This window comes from Kocuria himachalensis (assembly GCF_054784195.1).
Genome location: NZ_BAAGPL010000009.1, coordinates 22,030 through 48,524 on the forward strand (window position 1 = coordinate 22,030; position 26,495 = coordinate 48,524).

Annotated in this window: 26 protein-coding genes and 1 pseudogene; 12 read left to right on the forward strand and 15 right to left on the reverse strand. The window is 72.8% G+C overall.

Annotation, left to right across the window (positions count from 1 at the left end; translation table 11 throughout):
• Positions 1-309 precede the first annotated feature (309 nt).
• A complete protein-coding gene (locus ACYVM4_RS06900) occupies positions 310-1,470 on the forward strand; it encodes a heparan-alpha-glucosaminide N-acetyltransferase domain-containing protein (protein ID WP_460668052.1) in 1,161 nt (386 codons plus the stop codon).
• Between the two features lie 76 nt (positions 1,471-1,546).
• On the opposite strand, the gene ACYVM4_RS06905 is transcribed toward ACYVM4_RS06900, so the two are convergent.
• From ACYVM4_RS06905 to ACYVM4_RS06955, 11 genes are all read right to left on the reverse strand, one after another.
• The gene (locus ACYVM4_RS06905; RefSeq protein WP_460668053.1) at positions 1,547-2,731 is read right to left on the reverse strand and encodes a sensor histidine kinase; all 1,185 of its coding nucleotides are present in this window, start codon (positions 2,729-2,731) and stop codon (positions 1,547-1,549) included.
• Positions 2,728-3,441 carry a response regulator gene (locus tag ACYVM4_RS06910; protein WP_368821977.1) on the reverse strand — a complete coding sequence of 238 codons (714 nt, stop codon included), beginning with the start codon at positions 3,439-3,441 and terminating at the stop codon, positions 2,728-2,730. The genes ACYVM4_RS06905 and ACYVM4_RS06910 overlap by 4 nt, the downstream gene beginning before the upstream one ends.
• Before the next feature lie 13 nt (positions 3,442-3,454).
• A complete protein-coding gene (locus tag ACYVM4_RS06915) occupies positions 3,455-3,658 on the reverse strand; it encodes a hypothetical protein (protein WP_460668054.1) in 204 nt (67 codons plus the stop codon).
• A 230-nt stretch (positions 3,659-3,888) separates the two neighbouring features.
• Entirely contained in the window at positions 3,889-4,908 is a 1,020-nt protein-coding gene (locus ACYVM4_RS06920) for a metal ABC transporter substrate-binding protein (protein WP_460668055.1), read from the reverse strand.
• Between the two features lie 75 nt (positions 4,909-4,983).
• A complete protein-coding gene (locus ACYVM4_RS06925; protein WP_438612829.1) occupies positions 4,984-5,373 on the reverse strand; it encodes a Fur family transcriptional regulator in 390 nt (129 codons plus the stop codon).
• A gap of 2 nt (positions 5,374-5,375) precedes the next feature.
• Positions 5,376-6,296 carry a metal ABC transporter permease gene (locus ACYVM4_RS06930; RefSeq protein WP_460668056.1) on the reverse strand — a complete coding sequence of 307 codons (921 nt, stop codon included), beginning with the start codon at positions 6,294-6,296 and terminating at the stop codon, positions 5,376-5,378.
• Between the two features lie 2 nt (positions 6,297-6,298).
• A complete protein-coding gene (locus ACYVM4_RS06935; RefSeq protein WP_460668057.1) occupies positions 6,299-7,120 on the reverse strand; it encodes a metal ABC transporter ATP-binding protein in 822 nt (273 codons plus the stop codon).
• Positions 7,121-7,152: 32 nt separating this feature from the next.
• Positions 7,153-8,955 carry an ABC transporter permease subunit gene (locus ACYVM4_RS06940; RefSeq protein ID WP_460668058.1) on the reverse strand — a complete coding sequence of 601 codons (1,803 nt, stop codon included), beginning with the start codon at positions 8,953-8,955 and terminating at the stop codon, positions 7,153-7,155.
• Between the two features lie 14 nt (positions 8,956-8,969).
• Entirely contained in the window at positions 8,970-10,520 is a 1,551-nt protein-coding gene (locus tag ACYVM4_RS06945; RefSeq protein WP_460668059.1) for an ABC transporter substrate-binding protein, read from the reverse strand.
• A 187-nt stretch (positions 10,521-10,707) separates the two neighbouring features.
• Positions 10,708-11,484 carry an ABC transporter ATP-binding protein gene (locus ACYVM4_RS06950; RefSeq protein ID WP_460668060.1) on the reverse strand — a complete coding sequence of 259 codons (777 nt, stop codon included), beginning with the start codon at positions 11,482-11,484 and terminating at the stop codon, positions 10,708-10,710.
• Positions 11,481-12,296: an ATP-binding cassette domain-containing protein gene (locus tag ACYVM4_RS06955; protein ID WP_460668061.1), complete on the reverse strand. Its 816-nt coding sequence runs from the start codon at positions 12,294-12,296 to the stop codon at positions 11,481-11,483. Before ACYVM4_RS06955 ends, ACYVM4_RS06950 begins: the two co-directional genes overlap by 4 nt.
• A 148-nt stretch (positions 12,297-12,444) precedes the next feature.
• Between ACYVM4_RS06955 and ACYVM4_RS06960 the strand changes: the two genes are divergently transcribed.
• The 4 genes from ACYVM4_RS06960 (at position 12,445) to ACYVM4_RS06975 (ending at position 15,624) form a co-directional block, all read left to right on the forward strand.
• Complete coding sequence (locus ACYVM4_RS06960; protein ID WP_460668062.1) at positions 12,445-13,857, forward strand: phenylacetate--CoA ligase family protein; 1,413 nt, start codon at positions 12,445-12,447, stop codon at positions 13,855-13,857.
• 126 nt (positions 13,858-13,983) lie between these two features.
• Complete coding sequence (locus ACYVM4_RS06965; protein WP_460668063.1) at positions 13,984-14,529, forward strand: alpha/beta hydrolase; 546 nt, start codon at positions 13,984-13,986, stop codon at positions 14,527-14,529.
• A 154-nt stretch (positions 14,530-14,683) separates the two neighbouring features.
• Positions 14,684-15,151 (forward strand): aldo/keto reductase, encoded by a 468-nt coding sequence (locus ACYVM4_RS06970; RefSeq protein WP_460668064.1) that lies wholly within the window; start codon positions 14,684-14,686, stop codon positions 15,149-15,151.
• Positions 15,148-15,624 carry a heme-degrading domain-containing protein gene (locus tag ACYVM4_RS06975; protein WP_460668065.1) on the forward strand — a complete coding sequence of 159 codons (477 nt, stop codon included), beginning with the start codon at positions 15,148-15,150 and terminating at the stop codon, positions 15,622-15,624. Before ACYVM4_RS06970 ends, ACYVM4_RS06975 begins: the two co-directional genes overlap by 4 nt.
• 177 nt (positions 15,625-15,801) lie before the next feature.
• Here the strand turns inward: ACYVM4_RS06975 and yczE are convergent, their stop codons facing one another.
• The gene (gene yczE / locus ACYVM4_RS06980; RefSeq protein WP_460668180.1) at positions 15,802-16,449 is read right to left on the reverse strand and encodes a membrane protein YczE; all 648 of its coding nucleotides are present in this window, start codon (positions 16,447-16,449) and stop codon (positions 15,802-15,804) included.
• 91 nt (positions 16,450-16,540) lie between these two features.
• Here yczE and ACYVM4_RS06985 point away from each other — a divergent pair, with 91 nt between their 5' ends.
• Together ACYVM4_RS06985 and ACYVM4_RS06990 are read left to right on the forward strand one after the other, a co-directional pair.
• On the forward strand, positions 16,541-17,245 hold the full coding sequence (locus tag ACYVM4_RS06985; protein WP_368822007.1) for a sulfite exporter TauE/SafE family protein: 705 nt from the start codon (positions 16,541-16,543) through the stop codon (positions 17,243-17,245).
• A gap of 60 nt (positions 17,246-17,305) precedes the next feature.
• A pseudogene (locus ACYVM4_RS06990) lies at positions 17,306-17,743 on the forward strand (zinc-binding dehydrogenase); the annotation flags it as partial.
• Positions 17,744-17,830: 87 nt separating this feature from the next.
• On the opposite strand, the gene ACYVM4_RS06995 reads toward ACYVM4_RS06990, so the two are convergent.
• A complete protein-coding gene (locus tag ACYVM4_RS06995) occupies positions 17,831-18,547 on the reverse strand; it encodes an HNH endonuclease family protein (RefSeq protein ID WP_460668066.1) in 717 nt (238 codons plus the stop codon).
• Between the two features lie 177 nt (positions 18,548-18,724).
• Positions 18,725-19,177 carry an Lrp/AsnC family transcriptional regulator gene (locus tag ACYVM4_RS07000; protein WP_460668067.1) on the reverse strand — a complete coding sequence of 151 codons (453 nt, stop codon included), beginning with the start codon at positions 19,175-19,177 and terminating at the stop codon, positions 18,725-18,727.
• Positions 19,178-19,300: 123 nt separating this feature from the next.
• On the opposite strand from ACYVM4_RS07000, the gene ACYVM4_RS07005 reads away from it, so the two are divergent.
• From ACYVM4_RS07005 to ACYVM4_RS07025, 5 genes are all read left to right on the forward strand, one after another.
• Positions 19,301-20,731 (forward strand): DUF6421 family protein, encoded by a 1,431-nt coding sequence (locus ACYVM4_RS07005; protein ID WP_460668068.1) that lies wholly within the window; start codon positions 19,301-19,303, stop codon positions 20,729-20,731.
• A gap of 3 nt (positions 20,732-20,734) precedes the next feature.
• Positions 20,735-21,406: an SDR family NAD(P)-dependent oxidoreductase gene (locus tag ACYVM4_RS07010; RefSeq protein ID WP_460668069.1), complete on the forward strand. Its 672-nt coding sequence runs from the start codon at positions 20,735-20,737 to the stop codon at positions 21,404-21,406.
• A gap of 8 nt (positions 21,407-21,414) precedes the next feature.
• Entirely contained in the window at positions 21,415-22,488 is a 1,074-nt protein-coding gene (locus ACYVM4_RS07015; protein WP_460668070.1) for a threonine aldolase family protein, read from the forward strand.
• A 184-nt stretch (positions 22,489-22,672) separates the two neighbouring features.
• Positions 22,673-24,094 (forward strand): NAD-dependent succinate-semialdehyde dehydrogenase, encoded by a 1,422-nt coding sequence (locus ACYVM4_RS07020; RefSeq protein WP_460668071.1) that lies wholly within the window; start codon positions 22,673-22,675, stop codon positions 24,092-24,094.
• Positions 24,095-24,170: 76 nt separating this feature from the next.
• Positions 24,171-25,673: an amino acid permease gene (locus tag ACYVM4_RS07025; protein WP_460668072.1), complete on the forward strand. Its 1,503-nt coding sequence runs from the start codon at positions 24,171-24,173 to the stop codon at positions 25,671-25,673.
• A gap of 218 nt (positions 25,674-25,891) precedes the next feature.
• Here the strand turns inward: ACYVM4_RS07025 and ACYVM4_RS07030 are convergent, their stop codons facing one another.
• Positions 25,892-26,428 (reverse strand): ferritin, encoded by a 537-nt coding sequence (locus tag ACYVM4_RS07030; protein ID WP_368821946.1) that lies wholly within the window; start codon positions 26,426-26,428, stop codon positions 25,892-25,894.
• Positions 26,429-26,495 lie beyond the last annotated feature (67 nt).

The following is a 26,495-nucleotide window of genomic DNA, read 5'->3' on the forward strand; positions in this document are numbered from 1 at the left end:
CGCCGCCCGTCCCGCCGTGGAGGGAAACCGTAGATGGGAGCCGTGGAGGGGAAGGTTCACGACGGGATCCGTCGAAGTCCTGACGGAATCTTGAGGATCCCGCGAGGTCTGCGCCAAGCGTGCCGGACACCCTGAAGGGAGATCGGCTCCGGACGTCCGGGGCCGTGGACGGACCCCGCGGGCCGCACACGTCGACCGGCCCGGAGCGGGCCGGCACGAGCAGGGGGAGTCATGAGCACGATGTCACGGGCGGCGACGACCGATCCAGCGGGACCTGACGGTGGACTGATACGACCGACGCGACGGTTGGTGGGCATCGACGCGGCCCGGGGACTGGCACTGATCGGGCTGATATCGGTGCACGTCCTGCCCGACCACGACGATGCGACGGACGAACCGACCTGGTCGCACCTGATCTTCTCGGGGGATTCGGCGGCGCTGTTCGCCCTGCTGGCCGGGGTCGGGCTGTCGCTGACCTCCGGCGGGCGCCACCCGCACGGCGGCGCGACGATGACCGCCGACCGGATCGGTCTGGCAGTGCGGGCGGCGCTGATCGCGGTCGTGGGGCTGTGCATCGGGGCACTGATGCCCGCAGACGCCCCGTCGGACAACATCCTGATCTACTACGGGCTGTTCTTCCTGCTGGCGAACCCGTTCCTGCACGCAGGCCCGCAAGTGCTCTTCGGCTGCGCTGCGGTCTTCTGGCTCGTGGGGCCGCTGCTGATGCAGGGCCTGACAGAGGTGCTCCCCGAGTGGAACTCCTCCAACCCCACGTTCGCCGACGTGGTGAGCGAGCCGGCAGGGACGATCTCCCAACTGCTGCTGACCGGCACTTACCCGGCGCTGCCGTACATGACCTATCTGCTGGTCGGGATGGGGCTGGGCCGGTTGAACCTGCGCCAGCAGGAGGTCCGGCTCCGGCTGCTCGTCGTCGGCGTCGCGGTGGCGATCTTCGCCCGGGCTGCCTCCGTCTTCCTGCTCCACGCCTTCGGCGGCTACCAGCGGTTGCTGGTCGCCTCCTCGATGGGGGAGGAGGAGCTGGCAGAGGCCCTTCTGTGGGGTCCGGACTCCCTGCCCCCCGAGACGGTGTGGTGGCTGGCGATCGCCACTCCGCACACCAACACCCCGCTGGCGATCGCGGCGAGCCTGGGCGTGGGCCTGGCCGTGCTCGGAACCCTCCTGCTGATCGCCCGCAAGGCCGAGGCCTGGTTGCTGCCGCTGGCGGCGATGGGCGCGATGACCTTGACCCTCTACACCGCCCACCTGGTGGCCCTGTCCTTCGAGGTCCACGACGACCAGCCCTACCTGTGGTACGTCATCCACCTGGTGGTCGCGGCACTGTTCGCGGTGGCCTGGCACCGGGCCCTCGGCCAGGGCCCGGTCGAGCGGGTCATCGGGCTCAGCGTGAAGGGCACCCGCCGGCTCGTGCTCGACGGAACCCCCGGGGCCTCCGGGTCCTCGCGCGGGTAGCCGACGCCGCACCCCACCGGCCGTGCCCGCCGCCATGCGCAACAGCCGTGGTGGCGGGCACGGCCCGTCGTCGTCCTCAGACGTCGCCGTTCCCCGGGCCTCCTGGCTCGGCGCCCCCCGCGCCTCGAGCGGTGGGCCGGGGGCGGGGCAGGTGGATCCGGAAGCTGGCCCCGTGCCCGGGGCCGGCACTGGCGGCCTCCAGGGTCCCGCCCTGGGCCTCGACCAGGGCCTTGCTGATCGCCAGCCCCAGCCCGGAGCCGCCGCGGTGGGCCTCCCGGCCGGTGTTCGCGCGGTAGAAGCGCTCGAAGACGTGCGGAAGGCTCTCCGCGCTGATGCCCTCCCCGGAGTCGGTGACGGTGAAGGTGACCGCCTCCGGGGTGTGGTCGGTGCGCAGGACGATGGTGCCCCCGGACGGGGTGTGACGCAGGGCGTTCTCCAGCAGGTTGCTCAGCACCTGGCCCATCCGCTCCGGGTCCAGCGGCACCGGGCCGACCTCCGTGCCGGGGCTCAGCGCGGTGATCGACACGCCCTTGCCTGCGGCGTCGGGTTCGATCGCCGCGACCGCCTGGGCCGCCAGGTGCTGGGGGTTCTGGGGGGTGAGCTGCGGCCGGATCATGCCTTCTTCGGCGGCGGTGAGCTGGCGGATGTCGCGGGCCAGGCGCTCCAGGCGGGTGATCTGGGCGTGGAGGATCCCGGTGGTGTGCTCGTCGAGGGCGACCACCCCGTCCTCGATGCCCTCCAGGTGACCTTTCAGGCTGGCCAGCGGGGTGCGCATCTCGTGCGCCAGATCAGCGAGCATCTGGCGCCGGGTGGCGTCCACCGCACTGAGCTTGGCCGCCATGTCGTTGAAGGAGCCGGCCAGGGCATCGAACTCCGGCCCCAGCTCGGCGGAGGTGACGCGCACGTCGTAGTTGCCCGCGGCCACTTCTCCGGCTGCGGTGCCGAAGGAGGCCAGGGACCGCCCGATGGTGCGGTAGAGGTAGAAGCTGAGCAGCCCGGCGATGCCGAGGGCCGGGAGCACGCCGATGGCCAGGGCCGTGAGGCTCACCCAGCGGAAGGCGTCCTCCAGATGCACCAGCCCCTCGGCCTCGTCGGCGTGACCGACGTCGATGAGCTCCTCGTAGAACATGTTCGGCCCGATCAGCACCGCGGTCACGACGACGATGAGCAGACCCACGGCCAGCACCGCGGTCTGGGCCAGCATGAGGCGCACGGTCAGCGGCCGCCAGGCCCGGGTGCGGCCGGTCACGGCAGTGCTCATCGCCCGGTGCCCATCCGGTAGCCGACCCCGCGGACGGTGTGGATGAACTTCGAGCTGGCGGCCTCGTCGCCGAGCTTCTTGCGGATCCGCCCGACGTGCACGTCCACCAGGTGCGCGTCCCCGGTCCAGGCGGTGTCCCAGACCATCTCCACCAGCTGCCGGCGCGAGAGCACCAGGTGCGGGTGGGCCGCCAGGGCCGCCAGCAGATCGAACTCGATCCGGGTCAGCAGCACCGGTTCCCCGCCCAGACGCACCTCCCGGGCGGCCTCGTCCACCACCAGGTCCCCGATCACCAGCTCCTGTCCCGCCGGTGCCGGTGTGGGCGCGGGGCGGGTGCGGGCCCGGCGCAGCATGGCCTGGACCCGGGCCACGAGCTCGCGCGGGCTGAACGGCTTGGTCACGTAGTCGTCCGCGCCCACCGACAGGCCCACGATCTTGTCGACCTCGTCGTCGCGGGCGGTGAGCATCAGCACGTGGCAGTCCGAGAAGGTCCGCACCTGGCGGCACACCTCGAGCCCGTCGGTCCCGGGCAGTCCCAGGTCCAGCACCAGCACGTCCGGGGCGAACTCCCGGACCACGGCCACCGCCTCGGTGCCGTCGTGGCGCACCGCGACCTCGAGTCCCGCCTTGCGCAGATAGCCCGCGACCAGCTGGGCCAGATCGACCTCGTCGTCGACCACCAGGACGCGGCCCGTGGGGAGTGAGGACATGTCGGCTCCTTCGTCAGCGGCGCCCGCGCAGGACCGTGCGGGGCGCGCCGGTGGCCCGGGGGACGCTGCGCGCTCCGTGGGTGAGCGACCGCAGCAGGTGCAGGCGGGCGGGCTCGGCCGGCATCCGCCGCGTCGCGGTCGCGACCGCCGGGTGCTCCGGGGCCACCTCGTGACGCAGGGCGGTGAGCCCCGCGGTGGTCTCAGTCGTGGTGTCCACGCCTCCCATCCTCCCCCACCCGGCCGGTGCGCGGTGGCTGTTGCGACCAGGAGACCGTCACGACACCGGCCCCGGTCGCGGCGACCACAGTCGGCACGGCCGGGGCCGGCCCAGCCCGGCGGTGGCGCCCACCCGCCCTGTCACCGGACTCCCGTCCCGGCGCAGGGGCGCGCCCCTCCGGACCACCCGGACGGTGCGTCCTGAGGACCCGAGGAGGCGGCTTCACCGCCTCACGCGCAGTCCAGCGCGGTGCGCAGCACCTCCAGGTTGTTGCGCATGACCTGCTGGTAGTCGGCGTTCTCGTCGGTCTGGCCCTCCACCGGATCCAGCACCGCGGTCTCGATGCCGTGCTCGGCCGCCAGGGTCTCGGCGACCTTCGGGTTGACCAGGGACTCCGAGAACACCGTGGTGACGCCCTCGGCCTCGACGACCTCGCCGATCTCGGCCAGCCGGGCCGGGGAGGGCTCGGTGTCGGGGTCGAGCCCGGCGATGGACACCTGCTCGAGGTCGTACTTGTCCGCCAGATACCCGTAGGCGTCGTGGGAGACCACGATGGTCTTCCGCTCGCAGGTGGCCAGCCCCTCGGTGAACTCCTCGTCCAGGGCGGCCAGTTCCGTGGTCAGCTGCTCGGCGTTGGACTCGTAGGCCGCGGCGTTGTCCGGGTCGACCTCGGCCAGCTCGTGGGCGACCTCCGTGGCCACCGCGGCGAGCCGGCCCGGGTCCAGCCAGAAGTGCGGATCCTCCCCGCCGTGGCCGTGCCCGTCGTCACCGGAGGCGCCTCCGGCCTGCTGCTCCCCGGCCGGGGGCGCGTCGCCGTGGGCTTCTTCGGCGTGGGACTCCTCCGCGGACCCGTGCTCCTCGGCGGAGTGGGCCTGCTCGCCCTCCACCCCGGCGTGCACCGCGTCGAGGGCGTGCTCGGGGGCCGCCTGGGCCACCGCGTCGTCGACCGCCGGCTGGAACCCGGAGAGGTACACGACGGCGTCCGCGGTGCGCAGTCCGTCGACGGCGGCCGGGGACAGCTCCAGGTCGTGCGGCTCGGCCCCGGCCGGGGTCAGCGACTCCACCTCCACGAGATCCCCGCCGACGCGCTCGGCGACGTACTGCAACGGGTAGAAGGAGGCCTGCACGCTCAGTGCTTCACCCGATCCCTCCCCGGCCGCCGAGGGGTCGGCCGAGCCGGAGGCACAGGAGGCCAGGGCGAGCGCGGCGGCCAGGGACAGCGGAACGGTGAGAGCACGAGACAGGGTCATGAGAACAATTCTCAGTCAACCTGAGAATCATTGTCAAAAATCCCGGGGGTGCGGACTCCCAGGGTGGGCGGGCTGTCAGGGGGCGCGCCGACACGCGTCGCAGGTCCCGTGGAGCTCGATGGCGTGGGAGACCTCCGTGAACCCGTGCCGGCGGGCGGTCTGGGTGGCCCACCGCTCGACCTGGGTCTCGGCGACCTCCACGGTGTGCCCGCAGTGGCGGCACACCAGGTGGTGGTGGTGCTCGGTGCGCCGGCAGCGGCGGTACCGCGTCTCCCCTCCCGGGGCGGCGAGGGCGTCGACCTCTCCGGTCTCGGCCAGGGTGTTGAGGTTCCGGTAGACGGTGGCGAGGGAGACGGGCTCCCCCTGCTCCCCCAGCATGGCGTGGAGCTGCTGGGCGGAGCGGAACTCGGGGGTCCGCTCGAGCAGCTCGGTGAGGGCGGAGCGCTGCCGGGTGGTCCGGGACATGGTCATGCTCCTCGCAGCTGGAGGTCGTCCTCGATGTCGTGGAGGCGATCCGCGCCGTGCGGTCCGCCGTGGCGGCGGGTGCGCCCCAGGAGGGGCCGGACGATCAGGGCCAGCACGTAGCAGGCGATGGCCAGCATCACGATCGTCGCCCCCGGGGACAGCGGGTGGAAGTAGGTGATGGACAGGCCGGTCACGCAGACCCCGGCCCCGACGGCCATGGCCGTGCCCATGGTCCCGGCGAAGGAGCGGGTGACCAGCTGGGCCACGGCCACCGGGACGATCATCACGGCCGAGACCAGGAGGACGCCGACCACGCGCATCGACACGGACACGGTCAGGGCGGCCATGACGGCCACCAGGATGTTCAGGGCCCGGACCGGCAGCCCGGTGGCGAGGGCGAACTCCTCGTCGTGGCACAGGGAGAAGAGAGCCGGGCGCAGTCCGAGCCCGAGGCCGAGGACCACCGCGGCCAGCCCGGCGGTGAGCCAGACGTCCAGGGGGGTGACGGTGGCGATGGAGCCGAAGAGGTAGCCGGTGAGGTTCGCCGATGTGCCGCCGGCCAGCCCGATCAGCAGCACGCCGCCGGCGATGCCGCCGTAGAACAGCAGGGCCAGCGCGACGTCGCCGCTGGTGCGCCCCTTGGTGCGCATCACCTCGATGAGCACCGCGCCGATGACGGCCGCGACCACCGCCCCGGGCACGGCCAGCGCGTCGTGCGGGGTGAGTCCGGCCGCCGAGCCGGCCAGCCAGCCCATGGCCACGCCGGTCAGGGCCACGTGGCCGATGCCGTCACCGAGCAGGGCCAGGCGCCGCTGGACGAGGTAGGTGCCGATCACGGGCGCGGAGATCCCCACCAGGGCGGCGATCAGCAGACCGCGCTGCATCAGCGGGCTGGCCAGCATGGCGGCGAGGGTCTCGATCATGGTCACTGCGGCTTTCCGTGGAGATCGGGGGCGGTCGGAACGGCGGAGGGCGCGTCCCCGTGGGGGTGCAGGTGCTCGTGGTCGGGGGCGTCGTGCCCCGGGGCCGGCAGCGGGGGGCTGCCGTCATGGACGATGCGCCCCTGGCGCAGCACCACGGCGCGGTCCAGCAGGGGGGCCAGCTCGCCCAGCTCGTGGAGCACGACCAGCAGCGTGGTGCCGTCGGCCTGCAGCTGCGCCAGGATGCGGGCCATGGCCTCCTTGGAGACCTGGTCCACTCCCGACAGGGGCTCGTCCAGCAGCAGCAGCCGGGGCCGACGCACCAGTGCCCGGGCGATCAGCACCCGCTGCTGCTGGCCGCCGGAGAAGATCGCCACGCTCTCGCGCGCCCGGTCGGCCAGGCCGACCTGCTCCAGGGCGTCGAGGCACGCGCGCCCGCCACCGGCGCCCGGGCGCAGGCGCCGGTGTCCCGTCAGCCCCGAGGCGACGACCTCCAGGGCGGTGGCTGGCACCCCGGCGCCCACGCCGACGCGCTGGGGGACGTACCCGATGCGCGACCACGGCACGGCCCGGCGCGCGCCGGTGACGTCGGCGCCGAACAGCCGGGCTTCGCCGGAGGCGATGGGCACGATGCCGAGCAGGGATTTGATGAGGGTCGACTTCCCGGAGCCGTTGCCGCCCATGAGGGCCACGGCCTCGCCGTCGGCCACGGTGAGGTCCACCCCCCGCAGCACCGGAGCGGCGCCGAGGACCACGGTGAGGCCCTCTGTGCGGATCGCCGAGCGGTCCGCGGGGGCCGTCACCGGCGGAGTGGATCGAGGTTTCATGAGATCCATTCTCAAGAATGTGAGAACGATGGTCAATTCGACGTCGTGGCCCCCGGCGCGGCAGCCCCCACGAGCCCCGACCCGGGGATGGGCACGGGAACCGTGGCGGCAGGCCCCGCCCCGGGACGGGACGTCCGTCGCGCTCCGTCGGCACTGGAGAGGGAGACGGCCAGGACGGAGGCGAGCACCAGGGCCCCGGCGGGACCGAGCACGGTCCACGGCGCCCGTTCGACGTAGCCGATGCCCTCGGCCAGCAGCAGCCCCCACTCCGGGGCCGGTGGCTGCTGCCCCAGTCCCAGGAAGCCGAGCGCGGCGATGGCCAGGGCGGTGCCGGGCAGGCGCAGGATCGCGTGCCGGGCCACCTCCGGCAGCAGGGCGGGCAGGACGGTCCCGGCCAGGACGCGGCCGCGGCCGACCCCCAGCAGAGGCAGCACCCGCACGTAGGGGCGGGCCGAGATCTCCGCGGCCAGGGCCGCGGTGTGCGCGGCCAGGGGCGCCCAGCTCACCAGCGTGACGGCCAGGGCGGCCCCGGCCGCCGACGGTCCGGCCACCGCGACCACGAGGATGCCGGCGATGATCGGGGGCGCCGCGTTCGTGACCTCCACCGGGCCGGTGGACCACGCCCCCGTCATCCCGGCGACCAGCCCGATCACCAGGCACGCGGCGACCACGACCAGGGCCAGGCCCAGGGTGTCCAGCGCGCCGTGGCCCACGCGCGCCAGCACGTCGCGGCCCGACGCGTCGGCCCCGAGCGGCAGTGCCCAGGACGGTGCCTCGAGCCGGGCGTGGGCGGAGGTGTAGGGATCCCGGAGCAGCCCGGCGACGATCGATCCCAGCAGCAGGGCCCCCGAGACGGCCGGCACCGTCCACCACGCCCGGCGCCGCCCCGGCGCAGGGCCGGGGACGGGCAGGTCGCCGGAGCGGGCGGCGGGCCCGAGCAGCGTTCGGCGGACCAGGGCGGCCAGGGCTCCGCACAGCGCGGCGAGGACGAGCAGCAGGAGCACCCCGGCCTGCAGCACGGGGATGTCCTGGGACGAGGCGGCGCCGAGCAGGGTCCGGCCCAGACCGGGGATCGCGAAGACCTCCTCGACCGGCACGGCACCGCCGGTGAGCCCGACGACGACCAGGGCGAGCTGCCCGACCACTCCGGGCAGGGCCCGGTGCAGGGCGGCCGCGGCAATCCGGGCGCGGGGGTGCCCGGCCACGGCCCAGGTGTGCACCCAGCGCTCGGTGAACGCTCCGGCGAGCGCGGTGGTGAGCAGGCGGCCGATCAGCCCGCCGGCGGGCAGGCCGAGGGCCAGGGCCGGCAGCACCACGTGCTCGGGACCGCGCCACCCGTAGGGCGGCAGCCAGCCCCACCACACCGCCACCACGATCAGCAGCACGGCCGCCAGCAAGAACTCCGGCAGCGCGGTCAGCGCGGCGGCCGCCGCACCCGCCCCCCGGGAGGGACGCCCGGCGAGCCCGTTCAGGACGGTGGGGACGCAGACCAGGGCTGCCACGACCAGGGCGACGGCCAGGGCCGCGCCCATCAGGGTCAGGGAGACCCCCAGGGCGTCCAGGACACCGGGCAGGACCGGGCGTCCGCTGATCCAGGAGGTGCCGAAGTCCCCGGCGAGCACTCCGGACGCCCAGTCGGCGAGGACCGCCACCGGCCCGCGGTCCAGACCGAGCTCGGCGCGGACCTGGGCCAGCACCTCGGGGGTGGCCGGCCGGTCGGCGTAGCGGGCGCGCAGCACCGTGTACTCCGGGCTGTTGCCGGACAGCCACGGCAGCGCCCCGATGAGCACGACCACGGTGGTGAACGCCAGGGCCCGCGAGATCAGGGCCGCCACCCCTGCCCGTCCCCTCACTCGGCTGCGGTGGTCTCGGCCGTGATGAGCTCGCGCTCGCGCGGATCGCGGGCGGCTCCCTCCACGCCGCTCTGCTCGCCCTGGATGACGCGCTCGTGGAGCATCGGGATCGCGGCGTCCTCGGCCAGGATCGCTGCTTCGGCGGCCAGGATCGCCTGACGGCGCTCCTCGCCGGGAGTGGCCTGCTCCGCCGCGGTCAGGGCGTCGTCGACGGTCCCGGAGCAGAACTGGGAGAGGTTGAACGAGCCGTCGCAGCCGAAGTCGCTGACCATGTAGGCCACCGGGTCCCCGGAGTCCAGCACCGTGGCCCGGGAGAGGATGAAGGCGTCGAAGTCGCCCTCGAGGGCGTCGGCCTCGATGTACTGGTACTCACGGACGTCGAGCTCCACCTCGAAGCCGGCGGACTCCAGCTGCTGCTGGACCTGCACGGCGACCTCGGGCAGCTCGGCCCGGTCGGTGAAGGTGCCGATGGTGATCTTCTGCCCCGCGGGATCACCGGCCGCCGCCCGGCCTTCCAGGGCCTGCCGGTATTCGTCGGTGTCACGACCGGCCGCGGCGTAGGGAAGCGCGGGCCCGAGCAGGCCGGCGGCCGTGTCGGCCCGGCCCTCGTAGACCCCGTCCACGAGGCTCTGCGGGTCGAGGGCCTCGCGGGCGGCCGCGCGGAGGACGGGGTCGGTGAACGGGCCGTCCTCGGTGTTGAGGTAGAGCGTGTTGGTGCGCGGCATCGGCACCTCCGTCAGCAGGTCCTCGTCGACCTGGGCGGCCTGTCCGACCGGGACGGACTCGACGACGTCGGCCTCCCCGGCGCGCAGCGCGGCGGCCCGGGCGGTGCCGTCGGGCACGAAGGACACGTCGATGCCGGCGGCGGCGGCCGCCCCGCCCCAGTAGTCCTCGTAGCGCTCCAGGGTGGCCCCAGAGGTGCCGTCCAGGGAGGTGAGCTCGAACGGGCCCGTGCCGTGGCCCACCGGGGTCACCGTGGTCCCCTCGTAGGCGGCCGGGGCCAGGATCGACAGCTGCGGGCTGGACAGCCGCTGCGGGACCAGCGGGTCGACCTCGGCGGTGCTGACCCGCACGGTGTCGCCCTCGGCCATCACCTCCATCTCCACCCCGTCGAGGATGCGCGGGGCCGGCTCGGCAGCCACGGCCCGGGCCAGGGAATCGGCGGCGTTCTGCGCGGTGAGCTCGGTGCCGTCGTGGAAGGTCACCCCGTCCCGGATCGTGAAGGACCAGGTGGTCTCGTCGAGCTGCTCCCACTCGGTGGCCAGCATCGGCTGCGCGTCCCCGGCCTCGTCCAGACGGACCAGGGTCTCTCCGGTCGACCAGCGGGAGAGCTTGAAGGCGTCGTCGCTGAACGGGGACAGCGCCGAACGGGGCGGCTGCATCATGGCCGCCCGGATCCGGGCGTCGGTCGTGCCGCCGGTCCCCTCGGCGGAGGCGGTGCCGGAGCTCTCGGCGAAGCAGCCGGTGAGCAGCAGGAGGGAGACCGCGGCGAGGCCGAGACCGGTCCGGCGAGGGGTGAGGCGGGGGGCGGCGGGGCGAGGGGGCATCAGGAGGCCCTTTCGGTGGGGTGATCGAGGGGAGGTGACGTGGACGGTGGGATCGGGGTCTCGGGGAGCGGGCGGAACCCGCGGGAGGGCGGCGGCGGAGAGCGGGGTCAGCGGGATCCAGAGGGTGCCCGCCCGCCATGGGGACCGGGCGGTGACAGGCGGCAGCCGCTCCGGCAGGGTGCGGGGCTCATGCGGCCAAACGCGGGACAGCATCCACCAGCTCCTGCGTCGTCGGGTGGTGGGGCGTCTCGAGGAGCCGGTCGGTGGGGCCCTCCTCCACCACCTGCCCGTGGTCGAGCACCAGCGCCCGGTTGCACAGGTGACGGACGGCGGTGAGGTCGTGGGAGACGAACAGCAGCCCGAGGCCTTCCCGGACGTGCTGCTCCTTCAGCAGGTCCAGCACCTGGTGGCGCAGCGGCAGGTCGAGCCCGCTGACCGCCTCGTCGGCCAGGAGGATCCGGGGCCGGGTCACCAGCGCCCGGGCGATCGCCACGCGCTGGGCCTGGCCGCCGGAGAGCTCGTGGGCGCGCCGGCCCAGGTGGTCGGCGCCGAGCCCCACCTGCTCCAGGGCGACCCGGACCAGGCGGGCGTGGTCGCCGGGGATGCGGAAGCGGCGCAGCGGTTCCCGCAACTGGCGCTCGACGGTGCGCCGCGGGTCCAGGCTGGAGGCCGGGTCCTGCGGGACGTACTGCACAGCCTGCCGGGCCCGCCGGATCCGCTGCCGGCCGGTGAGGGGCGCGCCGTCGAAGCGGACCTCGCCCCGGTCCGGGCGCTCCATGCCCAGCAGCAGGGACAGCAGCGTGGACTTGCCCGAGCCGGAGGGGCCCACCAGCCCCAGGGCCTCCCCCTCGCGCACCGCGAGGTCGATCCCCCGCACCGCGGCCACGGCGCCGGAGCGCGTGCCGTAGGTCCTGGTGAGCCCGATGCCGTGCAGCGTGGTGGCGGATTCCGCCGGCCGGCTCACGACGCCACGCCCAGGGCGGCCGCGCCCAGCGGGGCCGCGGTGGGCCGGAGACCGGCGCGGGCGGCCTCGACCAGGGCCGCGGTGAAGGGCGCCTGCGGCGATCCGACCACCTGCTGGATCGGGCCGGCCTCGACCACCCGTCCCCGTTCCAGGACGACGACGTCGTCGCACAGGTCGGCGGCGGCCGCCAGGTCGTGGGTGACGAACAGCAGCCCGCCTCGGCCCGCGCCGGTGCACCGGCGCAGGGCCTCGACCACCTGGCGCCGGCTGATCATGTCCAGGGCCGTGGTCGGCTCGTCGGCCACCAGCAGGTCCGGAGCCGCGGCCACGGCGAGCGCCAGGCACACCCGCTGCCGCTGCCCGCCCGAGAGCTGGGAGGGATGGGCGCGCAGGATCCGCTCAGGGTCCTCGAAACCGACCTCGCGGAGCAGTTCCGCCACGACCCGGCCGGCGTCCGCCGTCCCGAGCCGGCGTCTCCGCGCCACGGCGGGCAGGAGCTGCCGGTCCAGGCGCACCACGGGATTCAGCGCGGCCTGGGAGTCCTGGAAGACCGCAGCCATGCCCGGGCGACGTCCTGGTGACTGGCGCCAGGGCAGCTCACGGCCGGCGACCCGCAGCGTGCCCTGCACGTCGAACTGCCGCCCCAGCAGACCCAGCAGGGCCAGCACCGTCAGGGACTTCCCCGATCCCGAGGCGCCGAGCAGGGCCACCCGGCGACCGGGCGGCACCTGGAGGGCCACCCCCCGCAGCAGCGGCCGCCCGGCCGCGGAGACCTCGAGGTCCCGCACGTCCACTCCGGTCGCACCGCGCATGCTTCTCCTTTGGCCTGCTCCACCTCAACAGATGCACATAGTAATGATATTCATTCTCATCAGGCAAACCCGCTCTCCGACCGGAACATGGTCTGTCACCTGAGCAGCGGCTCTGTCAGCCCCGGCGCCGGGTTCCTAGAGTCGTGCCATGGGGACACGGCGGAGGACGGCGAGCGCCCGGGGGACCAGCGCGACCTGGGTGTGGTGGGACGCCCACCGCGCCCACCGGAAGGGCCCGGAGGCGATCCGGCAGCGGCAGCGGGAGCGGCTGGCCGAGCTCGTGGCCTTCGCCCGGGAGCACTCCGCCTACTACCGGCGGCTGTACCGGGGGCTGCCCGAGGGGATCGAGGACGTCACCGCGCTGCCGGTGACGGACAAGCGGCAGCTGATGGCCCACTTCGACGAGGTGGTCACGGACCCCACCGTGACCCTGGAGGCGCTCCAGGAGTTCGTGGCGGACCCGGCCCGGATCGGGGAGCGGTTCGCCGGGAAGTACCTGGTGGCCACCACCGCCGGCACCACCGGCACCCGGGGCGTCTTCGTGCTCGACGACCGGTACCGGGCGGTGACCTCGGGGCTGATGGCCCGGCTGTCCACGGGATGGTTGTCCGGGTGGGAGACGGTGCGGCTCGTGGTGCGCGGGGGCCGGTTCGCCGCGGTCGTCGCCACCGGGGGGCACTTCCTGGCCGTGGCCACCAGCACCCGGGAGATGCGGGAGCGACCGCGGCGCCACCGCCGGCTCAGGATCCTCTCGATCCACCGGCCGCTGCCCGAGCTGGTGGCCGAGCTCAACGCCTGCGACCCGCTCATGCTCGGGGCCTACGCCAGCGTGCTGCGCCTGCTGGCCTCCGAGCAGGAGGCCGGCCGGCTGCACCTGCGCCCGGTGCTGGTGCTCAGCACCGCCGAGGGCCTGCCCCCGGGCGAGCGCACCCGCCTCGAGCAGGCCTTCGGGGCGCCCGTGCGGGAGGTCTACGGGTGCACCGAGTCCGGCTACACCGCCTCCAGCTGCGCCCAGGGCTGGCTGCACCTGGTCGAGGACTGGGTGATCCTCGAACCGGTCGACGCCGAGCACCGGCCCGTGCCGTCCGGGACCGTCTCGCACACGGTGCTGCTGACGAACCTGGCCAACCGGGTCCAGCCGATCATCCGCTACGACGTCGGCGACCGTGTCCTGCTGAAGCCGGGGCCGTGCGCCTGCGGGAACCCGGCACCGGCCCTGCGCGTGCAGGGCCGTGCCTCGGAGGTGCTCACCTTTCCCGACGACGACGACGGGCGCGGCCGGATCGCGGTGCCGCCACTGGCCCTGGAGTCCGTCATCGACAGCGCTGCCGGGGTGGAGTTGTTCCAGGTCGTCCAGACCGCTCCCACCGGTCTGCAGGTCCGGCTGCTCCCGGCGGCCGGCGCGGACTCCGATCAGGTGTGGGCCGCCGTGCTGAGCGGGGTCACCGGCCTGCTCGGCGACCTGGGGCTGGGCCACGTCGCCGTCGAACGCGCCCCGGAGCCGCCGCAGCAGAGCACCGGCGGCAAGTACCGCACCGTGATCCCGCTCCCCGCACCATGACGGGCACGACGGCCGAGGGGCTGACCACGGCGACCTTCCTGCCGTGGGACGGCCACCCCGATCCGCATCTGTTGCTCGAAGCCGCTTCGACGGCCCAAGCCGCCCTCGGTGGAAAGGCAGCCTGTCGTGAGCGCTGATGTCGTCTTCTTCCACGGTGCCGGGACAGGCGCCTATGCCGAGGACGCCGAGCTTGCCGGCAGTCTTGCTCGCCACCTCGGCAACGACTTCTCAATCGACTTCCCCCGTTCGCCGGAGAACGACCCCGAAGACTGGCCCTGGCTTCAAGCGATCGCCGAGGCGATCGCCCGGGCATCAGCTCCCGTCGTGCTCGTCGGGCATTCGGTGGGCGGGTATCTGCTGCTCAAGTTCCTGGCGATGCAGCACGTCACGACGTCGATCGCCGCCATCTGCATCATCGCGCCCCCGTTCCCCGGCGGCGATCCGGCCTGGACCTTCGACGGATTCGACTTGCCGGACGATGTAGGCCGACTCCTGCCGGCCGACGCCCGGGTGCTGTTGTACGCGAGCGAGGATGACAAGACCGTTCCCTTCGCCCACCGCGACCTCTATGCGGCCAGGATTCCGCGAGCGATCACGCGCACGACCTCGGGCGGGCATCAGCTCGGGAACGACCTACAAGTTGTCGCCGACGACATCCGCGCGCTGTGGTGAGCAGAGTCCAGGAGACAGACCACCTGGGCTCACGGCCTTCGGGGACGGTCGGACAGCGACACCGGGGAACACCACGAGCGATCCGCCGCTGCTTCGTTCGATCCCGATCGCGATGGACAGTGCGGCGGGGCCTTCGGAGGCTCGGTCGGGAACCATGCGCGCGGCCCAGCGGATGAGAACACCGCACCATGCGGTGCAGGCTGCCCCGAACAGGGTCACGGAGAGGTACGCGGCGAGGGATGCACCCACCCGGTGCCGCGACCAGGACGATGGTTGCACCGGCCATGAGCACCTCATCGGTGTACCCGCCAGGTCCTGGGCCACCCAGGGCAAGACGCTCAAGGACGGGATGCTGTCAGAGGAGAACCTCGACCACGTCCGGGCGCTGACCCGCATCGGCGCGGAGCCGGGACCGTCGATGGCGCAGATGGCCGTAGCCTGGGTCCTGACAGGCAGCAGGATCTCATCCGTGCTGGTCGGCGCGAGCCGACCGGAACAACTGGACGACACCGTCCGGAGGCTGCAGGGCCCGGACTTCACCACCGAGGAGCTGTCCCGCATCGAGGAGCACGCCCTCGATGCGGGCTCAACCTCTGGACCGTTTCGAGCGAGGCTTGAATGACACACGACCGCAGCTACTACGAACAGATCCAGGCCGACGAGCACGATCTGCAGTTCAGCGCTTTCGACCGGGAGGCCGCCTGGCGTCTGGGCAACGCCCTGCGCAGTGCCGCGCTCGAACAGGGCCTGCCCGTGGTCATCGGCATCACCCTGGGGGCGCAGCGGGTCTTCCACACGGCACTGCCCGGAGCCACCCCGGACAACGACGCCTGGCTCGAGCGCAAGGCCGCCGTCGTCACGCACTACGAGCGCAGCTCCATGGGAGTGGGCGAGCAGTTCAGGACCCGCGGACGAAACTTCGAGGAGGACTCACGTCTGCCCTCGGACCGCTACGCGGCCCACGGCGGGGTGTTCCCCATCAGGCTGCGCGAGTCCGGGCTCGTCGTCGGCACCGTCGGGGTGTCGGGGCTCCCCCAGCGGGAGGACCACGCCTTCCTGGTGGAACACCTTCGGGCGTTCCTCTCCGCAGCCTGACCGGGCAGCACAGAACGTGTCGGACGCACGCGCCCGTCCGCCGCACGGAGCCCGACGGGTCCAGGATTGTGGGCTCCTGAATCCGGGGCGGTGAAGCCCTCCGGCGTCGAGTTCCGTGCGGGGGCACCCGAGCGACGCTCCGTCAGGAGCCGTAAGCCGCGAGTTCGGGCCGTGGCGTCAGCGGTGGAGCCGGACGCTCAGCCGGGGCATCAGGACCTGGACCAGCGGTCCGATGGCCAGTGCGTAGAGCACCGTGCCCAGGCCCACGGTGCCCCCGAGCAGCCACCCGGCGAGCACCACGGCCACCTCGATCGAGGTGCGCACCACGCGCACCGATCCCCCGGTGCGCCGCACCAGACCGGTCATCAGCCCGTCGCGCGGACCGGGCCCCAGGTGCACGCCGATGTAGGCGGCGGTCGCCACGGCGTTGAGGAGCACGCCGGCGAGCACGAGCAGCACCCGCAGCGGCATCGACTCGACCGGGGGCAGCACCGCCAGGGTCGCGTCGAGCACCAGCCCGACCACCACCGCGTTGCTGAGGGTGCCGAGTCCGGGCCGCTCCCGCAGCGGGATCCACAGGAGCAGCAGCAGCACGCTGACCACGATGACGACCGTGCCCATGCTCACGCCGAGCTGCCGGGAGAGCCCCTGGTGCAGCACGTCCCACGGGATGACACCGAGCTCCGCGCGCACGAGCATCCCCATGGTGATGCCGTAGAGCACCAGGCCGGCGTAGAGCTGCACGAGCCGCCGGGGCAGTCGGCGTGACTCCGGCCGGTCGATCGAGCGGGCCAGGGCACGCGGACTCCAGTTCATGCGGATCATCTTCGCACCGGCGCGGGACCTCCGGGTGTCCCCGGGGGTGGAACAATGCACCCATTCCTCTTTCGCGACCGGGAGGTGCTTCGTGACCGGCATGGAGCTCGCCGTCGTCGCGCTCGTGGTGGGCGTGGCGTCCTGCCTCCAGGGCGCGATCGGCTTCGGCCTGGGGCTGCTCGCCGCCCCCGTGATCGCCCTGTTCGATCCCACTCTGCTGCCCGGTTCCATCGTCCTGGTGGCCGCCGGGCTCACCGTGCTCGGCGTGCTGCGGGACCGCGCCGCCGTGGACGTCAAGGACGCGGGCTGGGCCGTGATGGGGCAGGTCCCCGGCACGGTGGCGGGAGCCTTGCTGGTGGCCGCCCTGCCCGCCCGGACCCTGGCCCTCGTCCTGGCGGGCACCGTGCTGCTCGCCGTGCTGCTCAGCGTGTGCGGCTGGCGGCCGAGGCCGCGGCCCGCGACCGTCGCCGCCGCCGGGGCCGCCTCCGGCCTCCTGGGCACGGCCACGTCCATCGGCGGTCCGCCCATGGCGCTCGTGTGGCACGGGTCCTCGCGCGCCCGGATGCGCGGCACCATGAGCGCGTTCTTCCTGTTCGGCACGCTGCTGTCCCTCACGGCGCTGACCGCGGTGGGATCGATCGACCGCCGGACCCTCCTCTTCGCCGCCGTCCTCCTGCCGGCCATGGTCCTCGGCTTCGCGGCGTCCGGAGCGGTGAACGCCCGGATCGACCGGCGCGTCGTCCGGCGGGTGGGCCTCGGCGCCTCCACGCTGGGCGCCGTGCTCGTGCTGCTGCAGGCGCTCTGAGCGGGACGGACGAGGAGGAACTCCCTCTGGTCACCGTGACAGCTCTCGGCCGGGATCGTCCGCGGAGACGACCAGCAGGCTCTGGCCCGCGAGTTCGGCGCCACCGACATCGTGGAGGAGCGCGGCGACGAGGGCGTGGCGCGGATCAAGGAGCTCACCGATGGGCTCGGGGCGCACTCGGTCATCGAGGCCGTGGGCACCCAGGAGTCGATGATGCAGGCGATCCGCTCCACCCGTCCCGGCGGCCACGTCGGCTACGTGGGCGTGTCCCACGACGTCTCGCTGCCCGGCCAGGAGCTGTTCCTCTCCGGCGTGCACCTGCACGGCGGGCCCGCTCCGGTGCGCCGGTTCCTGCCGGAGCTCATCCGGTTGATCTGGGACCGGGAGATCGACCCCGGCAAGGTCTTCGACCTCACCCTGCCCTTGGAGGAGGCCGCCGAGGGCTACCGGGCCATGGACGAGCGCCGGGCCATCAAGGTCCTGCTCACCACGGGCTGAGCCCCGCACGGCGCCGCGTTCCGGACGCCCCGCTGCACACCGCGAGGAGACGCCCACGACGCGCTCGTCCGGTGATCCGCCCGCCGATCAGGCCTTCCTGACCGTGAGAGCGACATCGGGGCAGGAGGCGGCGATCCGGGTCAGGGCAGCCTTCTCGGCGCTGTCGACCTTGAGACCCCAGCGGATCTTCACCGCGACCCACTCCCCCACGTAGCCGCAGCGGTTCCTCGGCGGCATCCACGCCTCGGGGCCGCGGGCCTGCTTGGCCGAGTTCAGGGCGGAGGTCTGGGCGCTGAGCGCGCGGTGGTCGCCCAGGTCGTTGTAGAACGCCACGCGCCTGGCCTTCGTCCAGTGCCGGGCCCCGGAGCCCCAGGCCTCGTGGACGGGCACGGTGTGGTCGATCTGCACGGTGGTGGCCGAGGTGTGCGCCCTCCCGTCCCAGGTGGTGATCCAGCGCCCACCCTTGACAGTGCACCGCTTGCTGGTGGTGAAGCTGATGCTCGCCCTGGACTCGTTCTGCAGCACCTCGGCGCGGGTGTTCTGGCAGTCACGGTTGGCGTCGTTCCAGTCGCCGAACTGCTGGTACCGGTCGTAGCCGACGTTGTTCTCCGCGGCCACGGGCAGGGACTTCACCGCGGTGCGCAGCGGGGCGCTGTAGGTGGTCGCCGCCTCGGCGGGCATCGCGCCACCGACGAGGACCAGGCCCGCCACGACCACCGAGGCCGCGGCAGCCCGGAGCGGGCCACCGACGGCGGAGGAACCGGTGTCAAGAGTGCGGGCGCGGGACAACAGTCCGAGGAACATCGGGGGCCTCCAGGAGGGGGGGAGGGGGGGACGCACCGTGGTGGGCGCCCCCTCATCCTGGCATTGCCATTGCAAATAGATGCGTTATGTCATGATCCCACTTTTGGGGACAACCGCCCGACGACGGGGGCCCCGCGGCCGCCGTGGCCGTTCCGCGGCGTCCCGCCGGGATCTACCTCAGCCCTCGGCGGGGAGCATCGGCCGGTGCTCGTAGAAGCTCTGCAGCACCACCGTGGTGCGGGTGTTGACGGAGGCCACGTGGCGCACCTCGTTGACGAGGGCCTCGAGCGCCTTCGGCGACGCCACCCGGACGAACAGCATGTAGGCGGAGTCCCCCGCCACCGAGTGGCAGGCCTCGATCGCCGTGATCGGCTGCAGGAGCTCGGGGGCGTTGTCGGGCTGACGGGGATCGAGCGGCGTGATCTCGATGAAGGCCGCGAGCGGCTTGCCGATGGCCTCGGGGTCGAGGATCGCCTGGTACCCGACGATCACCCCGCTGCTCTCGAGCTTGCGCAGGCGCGCCTGCACGGCCGAGACCGAGAGGCCGACCCGCTCGGACAGCTGGGCGAGGGTGGCGCGCGGGTCGTGGGACACCTCGGTGGCCAGTCGCACGTCCATGGGGTCGTCCATGGGCCGAACGCTACCAGTTGATCCCGCCGTAGGGGTTGACAGCCCCGCGAGCACATGTGAATGTTCCTGTGTGTGATCGTCATCACCGGAAAATTTCCGCTGATCTACGACAGGAGGGTTTCAATGTCCACGTCTCTGCAGGCGGTGCAGGCCATCATCGGCGAACCTGAGGTCGTGGAGGATGCCCGCACCGTGGAGTCGAGCCCGGCCTGGCTCCGGCTCAGGTCGGCGGCCACCGCTCTGCAGGCCCTGCAGGTCAAGGACGGGTCGATCCCCGAGCTCGCTGACCACCCGACGGCGCGCGCGCACGTCGAGGTGATCGTGGAGTCGATCGCCGAGCTCTCCCCGCTGTTCCCGCACGACGCGGCGTACCTGGCGGCCCTGCCCCGCGACTTCGCGCGCTGGGCGGACGGCGGCTTCGGGGAGCCGGACTTCCTCGACTCCCTCGTCGAGTTCCAGCCGCAGCAGCACCGCGTCGACGGCATCCGGCACCTCGTCGTGTTCCCCATGTACACCCAGAACGGCTCGGCGAACCGGCACGTCGAGGCCCTGATCGTCGAGGCGATCTGGCCGGAGTTCATCGCCGAGCTCGAGGCCGGGCACTACGGCAACAAGCTGTTCGTGTCCCTGCGGCTCATCGACTTCACCCCGGGCTACGACTCCAATTCCGCGGTCCTGTTCCCCGAGACGGTCGCCGTGCGGGAGATCCCGACGTTCACCTGGGGCGCCATCTTCCAGGACCGTGAGGCGGCACGCTACCGCCGCGTGGTCACCGCGGCCGCCGGCATCACGAAGCTGGACCTGCCCGAGGACGCGGCGGCGCTGCTGGCCGACCAGGACCTCGCCGAGAAGACCTTCGTGATGTGGGACATCATCCACGACCGCACGCACATGCGCGGCGACCTGCCGTTCGACCCCTTCATGATCAAGCAGCGGATGCCGTTCTTCCTGTACTCCCTGGAGGAGCTGCGCTGCGACCTGACGGCGTTCCGAGAGTCGGTCACGATCGAGCGTGCGCTCACGGCGCGCAGAGCCGCCGGTGAAGAACTCACCGAGATCGAGGAGCAGACCTGTCGGCACGGGAAGCTCGTGCAGTACGCGGTGATCTTCGACCGGATCTTCCGTTTCGCCATCACCGGCTCGCGGGTGCGCAACTACGACGGGCTGGGCGGGCAGCTGCTGTTCGCCTGGCTCCACCGGAAGCACGTCCTGCAGTGGCGTGACGTCGAGCTCAGCTTCGACTGGGACCGGGTCGCCGACGCGGTCGTCGAGCTCGGCGAGGCGATCGACCAGCTGTACTGGGAGTCGATCGACCGGCCGAAGACGGTGCACTGGATGAAGGCGTACGAGCTCATCGCCTCCGTCGTCGCCCCGAATCCCGCCTCGGTGTGGGCGGAAGGGCTCCCCCGGGAGGTGCTGGCCGGGCCGCCGCGAGGCTACACGGACCTGGTGCTGGACGACGAGTTCCCGCTGTCGATGTTCTTCGAGGCGCTCGACAAGAAGATGAAGAGCGTCATCGCGTCGACGACCGGCATCCGCGCCACGGACGCCTGAGCGATGACCGATCTGACCGGCCGCACCGTGCTGATCGCGGGCGCCACCAGTGCGTCCGGTCTGGCGGCGGCGCGTGCCCTGACCTCGGCCGGTGCCCGCGTCATCGCCACGGGGCGCAGCGCGGAGAAGCTCGCTCCCCTCGCCGCGCTGGGGGCGCACACGGAGACGGTGGACCTCGCGGACGAGCGCGCCGTGGACGACCTCGCCCGCCGGCTGCACGACCGCGGCTGGTCGATCGACGGGCTCCTCCACCTCGTCGGCGGCTGGCGCGGCGGGGGTGGGCTCGCCGGGCAGACGGAGGAGGACTACCGCGTGCTGGAGACCTCCTTCTCCGCGCTGCGCCACCTGAGCCGCGCCTTCGACGACGACCTGCGGACCTCGCCGGCCGGCCGGCTGGCGATCGTGTCCTCGACCGCGGTGACCCGTCCGCTGGCCGGCGGCGCCAACTACGCCGCCGTGAAGGCCGCGAGCGAGGCGTGGACCCGGGCGGTGGCGCAGGGCTATGCGAAGGCCGCCCGCGAGAGCGGCGAACCGCTGCGCGCTGCGGCCGTGATCTTCCGGGTGAAGGCCCTGGCCGGCCTGGAGGACCGGCTCGCGGATGCCTACGCCGGGCTCTGGGCCGCCGAGGCCCCGGAACTGAACGACTCGACGATCGAGCTCCAGGAGAAAGGATGAGGCACCACATGAAGAGGTCCCACGACGCCGAGCTGAGGGGATTCGCCTCGGACAACTACTCCGGGGTCCACCCGGAGGTGCTGGACGCCCTGGTCGAGGCCAACGGCGGCCACCAGATCGCCTACGGCGAGGACGAGTACACGGCACGGCTGCAGGACGTGATCGTGCAGCACTTCGGCGAGGGCGCCTCGGTGTGGCCGATGTTCAACGGCACCGGCGCCAACGTCGTCGGACTGCAGTCGATGCTCCCGCGCTGGGGCGCGGTGATCTGCGCGGACACCGCGCACATCCATGTCGACGAGGGCGGCGCGCCCGAGAAGTCCGCCGGCATCAAGCTCCTTCCCGTCCCCACGGGGGACGGCAAGCTCACGCCCGAGCTGATGGCCGCGGAGGCCTGGGGGTGGGGGGACGAGCACCGCGCCCAGCCGCTCGTCGTCTACCTCACCCAGTCCACCGAGCTCGGCACCCTGTACACCCCGGACGAGATCCGGGCGATCACGCACTACGCGCACGCCCATGGCATGTCCGTCTACCTGGACGGGGCCCGGCTCTCGAACGCGGCGGCCGCCCTGGGGCTGCCCCTGCGCGCCTTCACCACCGACGTCGGCGTCGACGTGCTCGCCTTCGGCGGCACCAAAAACGGGGCCCTCGGCGCCGAGGCCTTGGTGGTCCTGAACGAGGCGGCGTCCCAGGGATTGGTCTACCTGCGGAAGAACCAGATGCAGCTGGCCTCGAAGATGCGGTTCGTCTCGGCCCAGCTGCTCGCGCTCCTGGACGGCGACCTGTACCTGCGCAACGCGGGCCACGCGAACGCGATGGCCCGGCGCCTCCGCGACGGCATCGAGGCGGGCATCGCCGACGGGTCGATGCCGGGCGTCGCCTTCACGCAGGAGACCCACGTGAACTCCGTCTTCGCCACCCTGCCCGCCGGCCTCGCGGACCGCCTGCGTCAGCGGTTCCGGTTCTACGACTGGGACGCCGCCAAGGGCGAGGTCCGCTGGGTGTGCAGCTTCGACACCACGCCGGAGGACGTCGACGCCTTCCTGTCCGCCCTCCGGTCGGAGCTCGTCCCGGTCGGCTGACCCCGGCGGGCGCCCGCCCGCTCCTCGAGACCGTGCCCGCGGGGGCAGCTTCCTGCCCCCGCCGGACGAGCACACCCTCCTCCACCCGGCGAGCCTGCGCACCCGCTGCCCGCGCTCTCCCCTGCTCCGCGCCAGGAGCCTCCCACCCGTGCCCGCGCCCACCCCTGCCCGAAGGAGACCCACCGTGACTGCCACATCCGCCCTGCGCGCCCGCGCCGGCACCGAGCGGCCCGCCTACCGCAGCATCGACCCCGCCACCGGTCAGCTCGAGACCGAGGTCCCCACCGCCACTGACACCGAGGTCGAGGAGGCGCTCACCGCCGCCGACGCCGCGTTCCGTGCGTGGCGGGCCGTGCCGATCGAGGAGCGGGCCGCCGTGGCCGCCCGGGTCGGCGAGCTGTTCGCCGAGCGCGCCGACGAGCTGGCCGTCATCGCGACCCAGGAGATGGGCAAGCCGGTCTCCGAGGCCCGGGACGAGGCGCAGTTCTGCGCCGAGATCTTCGCCTACTTCGCCGCCCAGGGCCCGGCCCTGGCCGCCGACCAGGTCCTGCCCACTCCGCACGGGACCGGGCGGGCCGTGATCCAGCGGCGCCCGGTCGGGGTGCTGCTGGGGATCATGCCGTGGAACTACCCCTACTACCAGGTGGCCCGCTTCGCCGCCCCCAACCTGGTGCTGGGCAACACGATCGTGCTCAAGCACGCCGAATCCTGCCCGCGCTCGGCGACGGCCCTCCAGCAGCTGATGGACGACGCCGGGGTGCCCGCCGGGGTGTACACGAACCTCTTCGCCTCCCACGCCCAGATCGAGGACATCATCGCCGACCCCCGCGTTCAGGGCGTGTCCCTGACCGGGTCCGAACGCGCCGGGGCGGCCGTGGCGGCGATCGCCGGACGGAACCTGAAGAAGGCCGTGCTGGAGCTCGGCGGGTCCGACCCCTACGTGGTCCTCGACACCGACGACGTGCGCGAGTCCGCCCGCGCGGCCTTCGCCACCCGGATGGGCAACACCGGCCAGGCCTGCAACTCCAACAAGCGCATGATCGTCACCGCCGGGATCTTCGACGAGTTCGTGGCCGAGCTCACCCGCCTGGCCGCCGCGCTGGTGCCCGGCGACCCGTCCGTCGAGGCCGACGGCACCTACGCCCCGATGGCCTCCCGCGCCGCCGCCGAGACCCTGGCCGCCCAGATCCGCGAGGCCGTGGAGGCCGGGGCGACCCTGCACACCGGCGGGACCCTCACCGAGGGGCCCGGGGCGTACCTGGCCCCGGCCGTGCTCACCGGCGTCACCCCGGGAATGGCCGCCTACCATCAGGAGCTCTTCGGTCCCGTCGCGGTGGTCTACCGGGTGGCCGACGACGACGAGGCCCTCGCCCTGGCCAACGACACCCCCTACGGGCTCGGCGGGGCGGTCTTCAGCACCGACCCCGACCGCGCCCGGCGTCTCGCCGAGGGCCTGGAGTGCGGGATGGCCGCCGTCAACGCCGCCGAGGCCGAGGGCGCCGGCATGCCCTTCGGCGGGGTCAAGCGCTCCGGCTACGGCCGCGAGCTGGGCCCGCTGGGCATGGACGAGTTCGTCAACAAGCGCCTGCTCTACATCAACGACTGACCCGGGCCGGGGCGGTCGGACACCGCCCCGGCCTCCCCCCGGCGTGCAGACCCGCCACCTCCGAGGAAAGGTTCCCGTGGACACCATCGCACCGCCCCAGACGACCACCCCGACCGGCCGGGGAGCACCGACTCCCGCGGAGGCGCACGCACGGCTGCGCCGCAGTCTCAAGCCCCGCCACCTGACCATGATCGCGATGGGCGGGGCCATCGGCACCGGCCTGTTCGTGGCCTCGGGCAACACCATCGCCACCGCCGGCCCCGGCGGGGCCCTGCTGGCCTACGTGGCCATCGGGTTCATGGTCTTCCTGCTCATGCAGTCCCTGGGCGAGATGGCGACCTACCTGCCCGTCTCCGGGGCCTTCGAGGAGTACTCCACCCGCTTCGTCAGCCCCTCCTTCGGCTTCGCCATCGGCTGGAACTACTGGTACAACTGGGCCATCACGGTCGCCGCCGAGCTCGTGGCCGCCGCGCTGATCATGCGCTACTGGCTCCCCGACGTCCCCTCCTGGATCTGGTCGGCCCTGTTCCTCGCGATCCTCTTCGGCCTCAACGCCCTGTCCACCCGCGCCTACGGCGAGAGCGAGTTCTGGTTCTCCCTCATCAAGGTGGTCACCATCGTGGTCTTCCTCGTCCTGGGCGTGCTCATGATCGTCGGGATCATCGGCGGCACCTCCGCCGGCTTCAGCAACTGGACCACCGGGGACGCCCCGTTCGTCGGGGGCGGGGCCGGGATCCTGGCGATCTTCATGGTGGCCGGCTTCTCCTTCCAGGGCACCGAGCTCGTCGGTGTTGCCGCCGGCGAGGCGGAGAACCCGGAGAAGAACGTGCCCAAGGCCATCCGCACCGTGTTCGTGCGGATCCTGCTGTTCTACGTCGGGGCCATCGCCATCGTGGGTTTCCTCATTCCCTACACCAGCCCCTTCCTGCTGGGCAGCGGGGTCGAGGACATCTCCATCTCCCCGTTCACCCTCGTGTTCGAGAACGCCGGGGTGCTCGCGGCGGCCTCGGTGATGAACGCGGTGATCCTCACCGCCATCCTCTCCGCCGGCAACTCCGGGCTCTACGCCTCCACCCGCATGCTCTGGGCCCTGGCCGACAGCGGCAAGGCCCCCAGGTTCCTCGCGAAGGTCAACCGCCGAGGCGTGCCGATGAACGCCCTGCTCGCAACGACCGCGGTGGGAGCCGCCTGCTTCCTGACCACCCTGATCGGCGACGGTGCCGCGTACGTGTGGCTGGTCAGCGCCTCGGGGCTGGCCGGGTTCATCGTGTGGATGGGCATCGCCTGGAGCCACTACCGCTTCCGCAAGGCCTACACCGCCCAGGGCCACGACCTCGCCGACCTCCCCTACCGGGCACGGTTCTTCCCGCTCGGCCCGATGATCGCCCTGGCCCTGTGCGCGGTGGTGATCCTGGGGCAGAACTACCAGGCCATCATCGGAGACATCGACCTGCTCGCCGCCCTGTCGGCCTACATCGGCCTGCCGCTGTCCCTGGCCCTGTGGCTGGGCCACCGCCTGGTCACAGGTTCCAAGATGGTCCGCTACGAGGACGCCGACCTCACCCGCCCCACCGACTGACCCGCACTCCCGCCGAGTCCCCAGGCTCCGGGCCAGAACTTCCGCCGAGTCCCCAGTCCTGTCGCACATCCCCAGGTTTGATCGTGGGGAAACGCGACAGGACTGGGGACTCGCCGCATCGGGCGAGTGGGGCGTGGGGGTTCGGCGGAGGAATCAACAAGGGAGAGGGCGAGCGCGAGTGAGGGCCCAGGAACCAGGGCGTTGGGACGGCTGCCGGCTCAGACGGCCCCGCCGGCGGCCTCCGGGGCCCCCGAGCCGTGGCCGTGCCCGCCGTCGCCGACGTGCTCCCGGGCCACGAAGTTCTCCAGGTCGAAGAGGTTCTCGGCCCGGGCCGCGACGTTCACCAGGGTGGTCATCGAGGCGACCTCCTCGACCTGCTCCTTCAGGAACCAGAGCATGAACTGCTCCCCCAGCGCGTCCCCCTCGGCCCGGGCGGCGGCGAACAGCGCCTTGATCTGCTCGGTGACCTCCTGCTCCTGGGACAGCGCCAGGGCCAGGGGCTCACGGACGTCGGCGAAGTCGTTGCGCACCTCCCCCACCCCGGGAACGGTCAGGGGCAGGTCCCGGTCCAGGATGTACTGGACGATCATCATGGCGTGGTTGCGCTCCTCCAGGGACTGCCGGTAGAAGTGCCGGGCCAGCTGGGGAAGGTCCTGGCTGTCGAACCAGACCGCCACGGCGATGTACTGGTGGGAGGCGGCGAACTCGTGGCCCACCTGACGGGTGAGCAGCTCGTTGAAAGTCGCGAGGGCCATCGGGGTCTCCTGACATCGGCGGGGCCACAGGGGTGACGACGTGCCGGCCGCTCCACCGGTGCGAGCC